The following is an 8,525-nucleotide window of genomic DNA, read 5'->3' on the forward strand; positions in this document are numbered from 1 at the left end:
ACAAAGAACATAGGGGCACCCCCCGGTCGTTGAGCGAGCGCAGCGAGACGAAACGCTGGCCTCCCCTTTCGCCCCTCACCTTCCGGTCGTTGAGCGAGCGGAGCGAGACGAAACGCGGCCGCTCCGGCGCCGTCGTTGCCGGATCGTGACCTCCTCTCGCCTCCCGTTACAGATCGTTAACGAACGGCAACATCGCAGAGACGTCGGCGCGACTAGGTTGTGATCACTGGGTGGGCGCCCGAGCCTTCCCGTGAAATCACACACAGCAAGGAGCAACATGAGCGTCATCACACGTTCGCGCGCGACCACTCTCGGCGGCCTGGCCGTCGTCGGTGTGAGCGCTCTCGTCCTGGCGGGTTGTGCCGGGGGCGGCAGCGACGACAGCGGCGACAGCGGCGATGCGGCCGGTCCCGTCGAAGACATGACTCTGACGATCGGAACGGCCCTTCCTCAGACGGGAAACCTCGCGTTCCTGGGACCGCCGGAAGAGGCGGGTGTGGCCTACGCCGCGGCGCAGATCAACGAGGTCTCCGACACCACGGGCCTCAGCATGGACGTCGTCTACGGCGACTCGGGTGACACCGACAACAAGGCCTACGAGACCGAGATCCCGCGCCTGCTGGGCGAGGACGTCTCCGCGATCATCGGTGCGGCCTCGTCGGGTGTGTCGCTGCAGTTCATCGACCAGGTCACCGGCGCCGGCGTCATCCAGTTCTCGCCGGCGAACACGTCCGACGCGTTCACGACGTACGACGACGGCGGCCTGTACTTCCGCACCGCCCCGTCCGACGTGCTGCAGGGTGAGGTCCTCGGGAACCTCATCGCCGCGGACGGCGCGCAGACCCTCGGCATGATCGTGCTGAACGACTCCTACGGCACCGGCCTCGCCGGCTACGTGCAGGAGGCGTTCGAGGCGGCCGGTGGCGAGGTCGTCGCGCAGCCGACGTACAACACCGGTGACACGACGTTCGACGCCCAGATCAACGAGGTGCTCGCGGCCGACCCCGACGCCATCGCGCTGATCACGTTCGAGGAGATCACCACGATCCTCCCGAGCCTGTTCGGACAGTTCCCGGCCGAGAACATGTACTTCGTCGACGGCAACCTGTCGAACTTCGGCGACGAGTTCCCGGAGGGCTCGCTCACCGGCGCGAAGGGCACGCTGCCCGGTCTGTCGATCGACACGCTCGGCGAGTTCACCGGCGAGCTGGACGCCTTCCTCGAGGAGGAGGGTTCCGACCCGCTCGAGGAGTACAGCTACGCGGCGGAGTCCTTCGACGCCACGGTGCTGCTCGCGCTGGCGTCGCTCGCTTCGGGCTCGACCGACCCGGCGGACATCGCGGCGTCGCTGCAGGAGGTCTCGGGTGGCACCGGTGACGGTGAGACCTGCACCTCCTACGCTGAGTGCGCCGACATCATCGTGGGCGGTGGCACCGCCGACTACGACGGCGTCTCCGGCCCGATCACGTTCGACGAGGTCGGCGACCCGACCGAGGCGTCGATCGGCATCTACGAGTACGGCGACGACAACACCTACGCCGCCTGGCAGGGCTGATCGTCTCGCACCCACGGAGGCCCCGTGAGCTTCGGCTCGCGGGGCCTCCCGCCGTATACCGGCGCGAGCCGGGGTCGCGGCCGGTCGAGCGTCGCGCTCAGGCGCCGGTGGACGGACGCGGCACGTGCTGGTCGACGAGGATCGGGTTGCCGTCCGGGTCGACCACGGTGAAGCTCGCGGGGCCGTCGCCGGTCTCGTCGGCGGACTCGACGAACTCCACGCCGTGCTCGCGAAGGGTCCGCTGCAGATCGCGCACGTCGGTGAACGGCTCTTCGGTCGGTCCCTCGGCGGACCAGCCGGGTGTGAAGGTGAGGATGTTCCGGTCGAACATGCCCTGGAACAGCCCGATCACCGTCGTGCCGTTGCGCAGCATCCGCCACCCCGACGCGGCATCGCCGCCGAACGCCTCGAAGCCGAGGCGCTCGTAGAAGGCCGTCGACACGGCCAGATCCCTCACGGCCAGGCTCAGGGAGAACTCGCCGAGGTCCACGCGTGCGTCATCGCTCATGGCGCCGACGATACGCCTTCGGCGGGCGCGCGTCAGGCGCCGAGCGTGCCGAGGTAGAGCTCCGTCACCTTCGGGTCGTTCAGCAGCTCACGGCCGGAACCGGTGTAGGCGTCGCGGCCCTGGTCGAGCACGTAGCCGCGGTCGCAGATCTGCAGACAGCGGCGCGCGTTCTGCTCGACCATGATGCACGTCACCCCGGCCTTGTTGATCTCGGAGACGCGGATGAACGCCTCGTCCTGCCGCACGGGCGAGAGACCGGCGGACGGCTCGTCGAGCAGCAGCACCTTCGGGTCCATCATGAGTGCGCGGCTCATCGCCACCATCTGGCGCTCGCCGCCCGAGAGCGACCCGGCGCGCTGCTTCAGCCGCTTGCCGAGCTCGGCGAAGATCCCCGTGACGAACTCGAGCCGCTCGGCGTAGACCGACGGGCGCTGGTACAGGCCCATCTGCAGGTTCTCCTCGATCGTGAGGGAGGGGAAGACGTTGTTCGTCTGCGGGATGAAGCCCACGCCCCGGGCGACGAGCTTGTTCGCCTTCAGGCCCGTGATGTCGTCGCCCTCGAGAGTGACGGTGCCGCTGCGCACGTTCACCTGACCGAAGATCGCCTTCAGAAGGGTGGACTTGCCAGCGCCGTTGGGTCCGATGATGCCGATCAGCTCGCCCTGGTGTGCGACGAGGTTGCAGCCGTTGAGGATGTTGACGCCCGGCAGGTAGCCGGCGTGCACGTCTTCGACGGAGACGACGGTGGTGCCGGTGGTCGTGGCGGTGCTCATCGCTCGTCCTCCTCGTGGTGGCGCCGCTTCGGGGCTTCCTCGGCCTCGAGCTCGGCTTCCGCTTCGGCCTCGATGTCGGCCTTGGACAGGCCGGACGCCGATGCCGCCTCGCCCTGCACCGGGATGCGGCCGGTGACCTCACCCAGGTCGACGTCCTGGTGGGCGCCGAGGTAGGCGTCGATCACGGCCGGATCCTTCATCACCGAGTGCGGGTCGCCCTCGGCCACGATCTTGCCCTCGGCCATCACGACGACCCAGTCGGCGATGTGACGCACCATGTGCATGTCGTGCTCGACGAAGAGGACCGTCATCCCCTCGTCCTTCAGATCGAGGATGTGGTCCAGCAGTGACTGCGTGAGCGCCGGGTTCACGCCGGCCATCGGCTCGTCGAGCATGACGAGCGTCGGATCGGTCATGAGCGAGCGCGCCATCTCGAGCAGCTTGCGCTGACCTCCCGAGAGGCTCGCGGCGAAGTCGGCCGACTTGGTGTCCAGCTTGAACTTCTGCAGGATGCCCATCGCTCGGGTCTCGATGTCTTTGTCCTGCTTGCGCCAAAGCGGCGGGAACAGACCGCCCCAGAAGCTCTCGCCCCGCTGGCCGGTCGCGCCGAGCTTCATGTTGTCGAGCACCGTGAGCAGCCCGAGGGCCTTCGTCAGCTGGAAGGTGCGCACGAGACCCATCCGGGCCACCTTGTAGGCGGGAACGCCGGCGAGATCGCGTCCGTCGTAGCTCCACGTGCCCTCGTCGGGCCTGTCGAAACCGGTGAGGAGGTTGAACAGCGTCGTCTTTCCGGCGCCGTTCGGTCCGATGAGGGCGGTGATCGCCCCGCGCGGCACCTCGAGATGGTCGACGTCGACGGCGTGCACGCCGCCGAAGGATCGGCGCACGTTATCGGCGACGATGATCGGGTCGACCTTGGCGCAGCCCGGTGCGGCGTCGCCCTTGTGCAGGCCCGTCGTCTTGGGGCGCGGCGTGGGAGAGGTCATCGTGGGCGGCTCGGCGCCTGCCGGCGTATCACTTGACAAAGGTCAGCTCCTTCTTGTTGCCGAGCAGGCCCTGCGGCATGAAGATCACCAGCAGCATCAGGGCCACGCCCACGAGGATGAATCGCAGCGTCGCCGCCTGGATGGCCGACATGCCGAACAGCAGACCGGCCGAGGCCATCGCGGGAAGGACGTTGGAGAGGAAGGTCTGAAGCACCCAGAAGATGAGCGACCCGAGGAGCGGGCCGAACACGGTGGCGGCGCCACCGAGCAGGAGCGCGGTCCACACGAAGAACGTCAGCGACGTCACGTACACGCCGGGGCTGATGGCCGCCGGCAGGGCGTAGACGATGCCTCCCGCGGCGGCGATCACGCCACCGAGCACGAGGGTCTGCATCTTGTAGGCGAAGACGTTCTTGCCGAGCGAGCGCACCGCGTCCTCGTCTTCTCGGATGCCCTTGAGTGCGCGACCCCATGGGCTGTGGGTGAGCATCCACACCACCAGCACCGCGAACGCGAGTGTCAGCAGACCCATGATGCGCACCCACCACTGGGTCTCGTTGTACATCCACGGGCCGAAGCCGTAGGTGCCGTCGGGGATCGGGTTCGAGGCCCGGAAGCTCGCGTGGTAGCCGCTCAGGCCGTCGGCCGAGCCGGTGACGTCGTCGAAGGCGGTCGTGAGGAACAGCAGTCGCACGACCTCCGCGGCGGCGATCGTGACGATCGCGAGGTAGTCGCCTCGCAGCCGCAGCGTCGGGATGCCGAGGATGAGAGCGAAGATCGCCGCGGCCACCAGTCCCAGGATCGCCGCGAGCCACCACGGGAGCCCGAAGGTGAGGACGGAGATCGCGTAGCCGTAGGCGCCGATGGCCATGAAGCCGGCGATGCCCATGTTGATCAGGCCGCCGTAGCCGAAGTGCATCGCCAGACCGAGCGCCGCGAGGGCGTAGCCGATGGTGGCGGGGCTCAGGATCGAGCTTGCCGAGTTGGAGAGGATCTGAAGCCAGTCCATGGTCTGCGCCTAACCTATTCTCTCGCGTCGACCGAGGATGCCCTGTGGTCGGAACAACAGGATCACGATCAGGATGAACAGTCCGCTGGCGAACTTGAGGTCCGCCGGGATCCACAGGCTCGACGCCTCGACGACGATGCCGACGATGAGGGCGCCGATGAGGGCGCCGTATGCCGTGCCGAGGCCGCCGAGGACGACCGCCGCGAACATCAGCAGCAGCAGCTGCGCACCCATGTCCCAGCGGATTCCGGGGCGGTAGTACGCGTAGAGGATGCCGGCGAGGCCCGCGAGGGCTCCGGCGAGCACCCACACCACGCGCACGACGTAGTCGACGTCGATGCCGGATGCGGCCGCCAGAGACGGGTTGTCGGAGATCGCCCGCGTCGCCTTTCCAATCCGCGAGCGGGTGAGCCAGAAGGCGAAGATGACGATCACGACGATGGAGATGACGATCGACGCCATGTCGATCACGCTCATCTGCACCGCCCCGAACAGCGGGATCTTGGGGGCCGAGGCGCCCGGCAGCTGTGCGGTGCCGCCACCGATGAAGAACTGGAAGGTGTATCGCAGGGCGAGGGAGAGGCCGATGCTGACGATCATCAGCTGCACCACCCCGACCCGGCGTCTGCGGAGCGGTCGCCACAGCGCCGCATCCATCACCAGTCCGAGAGCCGCGCTCAGCACCACCGCGAGGGGATAGCCCAGCCACCACGGGAGGGCGAGGCTCGCGGGGCCCACCAGCACGAAGGCGACGATGGCGCCGAAGGTCACCATCTCGCCGTGGGCGAAGTTCGAGATGCCGGTCGTGCCGTAGACGAGGGTGAGGCCCACGGCGGCGAGGGCGAGCATCAGGCCGAAGCTGATCCCCTGCACGACGCGCTGCACCAGCTGGTCGAAGAAGGAGGTGACGTTGCGCTCGCCCTCGCCGATGAAGAAGTTGACCGCCGCGAACCCGCCGGGGCCCACGACCACCTCGAGCACGTTCGGGGTGTCGTCCTCCGGGTCGACGACCGCGATGCCCTCGGGGAGGGAGTTCTCGTCGAGGGTGACGGTGTATTCGTTCTCGTCACCGCGCTCGGGGACCTGAACGCTCCACTGGCCGTTCTCGTCGGTCTCCACCTCCTGCGCGCCGCCGGGGCCATCGATGACGAGGATGATGCCGGGCAGCGGCTCGCCGTCCAGTTGGACGTTCCCGCTGATGCGGTAGGGGTCGCCCTCCGCGGCGCTCGCCGGCGCGGAGGCGGCGAAGACGCCCAGCAGCGCCAGCATCAGGCCGATGACGACCGATAACGCCCGTAGGCGCGATCGAGGTGTCGCGATCGTGGTCGAAGGACTCACTGAACCTCCCAGCTCGGCACACCAGCGCGCCGAGCTCAGGTCGCATCGGCCGTGATGATCGACGGTACGAGCGTAATGTGTCGTCGTTGTTTCGGGCCAACGACACATTCGTGGCCTGCATCTCGTTTTGATCTCGAACGGCGGAACCGCTCCCGCGATGCGCCCGGATCGAGCGCTCCCACCCCGTAGGGGTGCCGGGAATGCGACGGGTCGCGCGCGCCTTAGAATCGACGAGTCGAGAATTCTCGGATCGACACGCCGTCACCCCGATCTGCACGCGCCCGACAGCGACGGGCGCAGGAGGACCCATGGAGCACCACGACCCCTTCGGCTTCGTCGGACTGACCTACGACGACGTCCTGCTGCTGCCGGGACACACCGACGTCATCCCGAGCGAGGCGGACACCTCCAGCCGGGTCACCCGCCGCATCACCGTGGCCACCCCGCTCATCTCCGCCGCGATGGACACCGTCACCGAGACGCGCCTCGCGATCGCGATCGCGCGGGAGGGCGGCATCGGGATCATCCATCGGAACCTGTCGATCGCCGACCAGGCGGCGATGGTCGACCGCGTCAAACGCAGCGAGTCGGGAATGATCACCGACCCGATCACGACGACGCCCGAGGCCACGATCGAAGAGGTCGACGGGCTGTGCGCGCAGTACCGCATCTCGGGTCTGCCGGTCGTCGACGCCGAGGGGCGTCTGGTGGGAATCGTGACCAACCGCGACATGCGGTTCGTGTCGGGCTTCGAGCGTCAGACCACTCTCGTGAGAGACGTCATGACGAGCGATGGCCTGGTCACCGGGAACGTGGGCATCGGCGCGAACGAGGTCATCGCCCTGTTCGCCGAGCACCGCGTCGAGAAGCTGCCGCTCATCGACGACGAGGGCAAGCTCGCCGGCCTCATCACCATCAAGGACTTCGACAAGAGCGAGAAGTATCCGCTGGCGACCAAGGACGAGCACGGCCGCCTGCGCGTCGGCGCGGCGATCGGCTTCTTCGGCGACGCGTGGGAACGCGCCGAGGCCCTCCGCGACGCGGGTGTCGACGTCGTCGTCGTCGACACCGCGAACGGCCAGTCGGCGGGCGTGATCGAGATGGTGCGGCGCATCAAGGGTGATCGGTCGTTCGACCACATCGACGTCATCGGCGGAAACGTCGCGACCCGCGAGGGTGCGCAGGCGCTCATCGACGCGGGCGTCGACGCGGTGAAGGTCGGCGTCGGCCCGGGGTCCATCTGCACCACGCGCATCGTCGCCGGTGTCGGCGTGCCCCAGGTGACGGCGATCTACGAGGCCTGGCTGGCGGCGCGCGAGGCGGGCATCCCGGTCATCGCCGACGGCGGACTGCAGTACTCCGGTGACATCGCCAAGGCCCTCGTCGCCGGTGCGGAGAGCGTCATGATCGGATCGCTGCTGGCCGGAACCGACGAGTCGCCGGGCGAGGTCGTCTTCCAGGGCGGCAAGCAGTTCAAGCTCTATCGCGGGATGGGTTCCCTCGGCGCCCTCCAGACGCGCGGCAAGAAGACGTCGTACTCGAAGGATCGCTACTTCCAGGCCGATGTGCCCAACGACGACAAGCTGATCCCGGAGGGGATCGAGGGGCAGGTCGCCTACCGCGGCCCCGTCTCCGCGGTCGCCTACCAGCTGGTCGGCGGCCTCCGTCAGTCGATGTTCTACGTCGGCGCGCGCACGATCGACGAGTTGAAGGCCAAGGGGAAGTTCGTGCGCATCACCTCGGCGGGGCTGAAGGAGTCGCACCCGCACGACGTGCAGATCGTCGTCGAGGCGCCCAACTACAAGCGCTGACCCCGCGCGCTCGCGGCGCCGCGCCGCGAGGCCCGGAGCCCGCGCCGCGCGGCGCCGAGGTCGGAGAGTCGCGCCGATGTCGGACGATTTGCGCAGGATCCTCCGACATCGGACCGATTCTCCGACGTTCCACCACGTGCGACAGCGGGCGACACCGGCGTACAGTCGGCGGCATGTGCCGGAACATCCACACGCTCCACAACTTCGAGCCCGCGGCGACGAGCGACGAGGTGCACGCCGCGGCGCTGCAGTACGTGCGCAAGATCGCCGGGACGACGAAGCCGTCGCAGGCGAACCGCGATGCATTCGACCGTGCCGTCGCCGACATCGCTCATGCCACGCAGCACCTGCTGGACGACCTCGTGACCAGCGCGCCGCCGAAGAACCGCGACGAGGAGGCGGCGAAGAAGCGCGCCCGCGCCGAGGCCTCCGGGCGCTACTCGGCCGCCTGACCCGCCCGCGTCTGCCCCGCCCGCGGCGCCTGACCGCCCGCGTCTGCCGCGACATTCTCTGCCGCCGCATCGTCGGAGAATCGCGTCGATGTC

At 68.4% G+C, this 8,525-nt stretch carries 8 protein-coding genes; 3 read left to right on the plus strand and 5 right to left on the minus strand.

Annotation, left to right across the window (positions count from 1 at the left end; translation table 11 throughout):
- The first annotated feature begins 277 nt into the window (after positions 1–277).
- Positions 278–1,555, plus strand: coding sequence for an ABC transporter substrate-binding protein (locus B3S45_RS04320; RefSeq protein ID WP_194383644.1), 1,278 nt, complete (start codon positions 278–280; stop codon positions 1,553–1,555).
- 97 nt (positions 1,556–1,652) lie between these two features.
- Here the strand turns inward: B3S45_RS04320 and B3S45_RS04325 are convergent, their stop codons facing one another.
- Genes B3S45_RS04325 through B3S45_RS04345 form a run of 5 tightly spaced genes read right to left on the minus strand, consistent with a single transcriptional unit; the run spans position 1,653 to position 6,100 of the window.
- Positions 1,653–2,063 (minus strand): VOC family protein, encoded by a 411-nt coding sequence (locus tag B3S45_RS04325; RefSeq protein WP_228480804.1) that lies wholly within the window; start codon positions 2,061–2,063, stop codon positions 1,653–1,655.
- Between the two features lie 32 nt (positions 2,064–2,095).
- Positions 2,096–2,836, minus strand: a complete 741-nt coding sequence (locus tag B3S45_RS04330; RefSeq protein WP_071046040.1) for an ABC transporter ATP-binding protein — start codon at positions 2,834–2,836, stop codon at positions 2,096–2,098.
- Complete coding sequence (locus tag B3S45_RS04335; RefSeq protein ID WP_286717594.1) at positions 2,833–3,822, minus strand: ABC transporter ATP-binding protein; 990 nt, start codon at positions 3,820–3,822, stop codon at positions 2,833–2,835. The genes B3S45_RS04330 and B3S45_RS04335 overlap by 4 nt, the downstream gene beginning before the upstream one ends.
- 28 nt (positions 3,823–3,850) lie before the next feature.
- Entirely contained in the window at positions 3,851–4,831 is a 981-nt protein-coding gene (locus B3S45_RS04340; protein ID WP_071046043.1) for a branched-chain amino acid ABC transporter permease, read from the minus strand.
- A gap of 9 nt (positions 4,832–4,840) precedes the next feature.
- Positions 4,841–6,100, minus strand: a complete 1,260-nt coding sequence (locus tag B3S45_RS04345; RefSeq protein WP_194385562.1) for a branched-chain amino acid ABC transporter permease — start codon at positions 6,098–6,100, stop codon at positions 4,841–4,843.
- A 377-nt stretch (positions 6,101–6,477) separates the two neighbouring features.
- Here B3S45_RS04345 and guaB point away from each other — a divergent pair, with 377 nt between their 5' ends.
- Complete coding sequence (gene guaB / locus B3S45_RS04350; protein WP_286717597.1) at positions 6,478–7,980, plus strand: IMP dehydrogenase; 1,503 nt, start codon at positions 6,478–6,480, stop codon at positions 7,978–7,980.
- Between the two features lie 173 nt (positions 7,981–8,153).
- Positions 8,154–8,432 carry a DUF2277 domain-containing protein gene (locus B3S45_RS04355; protein ID WP_194383642.1) on the plus strand — a complete coding sequence of 93 codons (279 nt, stop codon included), beginning with the start codon at positions 8,154–8,156 and terminating at the stop codon, positions 8,430–8,432.
- Positions 8,433–8,525: the final 93 nt, after the last annotated feature.

The organism is Microbacterium sp. UBA1612, from assembly GCF_002321605.1.
GTDB classification, from domain to species: Bacteria; Actinomycetota; Actinomycetes; order Actinomycetales; family Microbacteriaceae; genus Microbacterium; species Microbacterium luteum.

Excerpts from the sequence above, each read along its gene's own strand:
- B3S45_RS04320 (WP_194383644.1), top strand. The coding sequence starts at position 278 with ATGAGCGTCATCACACGTTCGCGCGCGACCACTCTCGGCGGCCTGGCC.
- B3S45_RS04325 (WP_228480804.1), bottom strand. The coding sequence starts at position 2,063 with ATGAGCGATGACGCACGCGTGGACCTCGGCGAGTTCTCCCTGAGCCTG.
- B3S45_RS04330 (WP_071046040.1), bottom strand. The coding sequence starts at position 2,836 with ATGAGCACCGCCACGACCACCGGCACCACCGTCGTCTCCGTCGAAGAC.
- B3S45_RS04335 (WP_286717594.1), bottom strand. The coding sequence starts at position 3,822 with ATGACCTCTCCCACGCCGCGCCCCAAGACGACGGGCCTGCACAAGGGC.
- B3S45_RS04340 (WP_071046043.1), bottom strand. The coding sequence starts at position 4,831 with ATGGACTGGCTTCAGATCCTCTCCAACTCGGCAAGCTCGATCCTGAGC.
- B3S45_RS04345 (WP_194385562.1), bottom strand. The coding sequence starts at position 6,100 with ATGCTGGCGCTGCTGGGCGTCTTCGCCGCCTCCGCGCCGGCGAGCGCC.
- guaB (WP_286717597.1), top strand. The coding sequence starts at position 6,478 with ATGGAGCACCACGACCCCTTCGGCTTCGTCGGACTGACCTACGACGAC.
- B3S45_RS04355 (WP_194383642.1), top strand. The coding sequence starts at position 8,154 with ATGTGCCGGAACATCCACACGCTCCACAACTTCGAGCCCGCGGCGACG.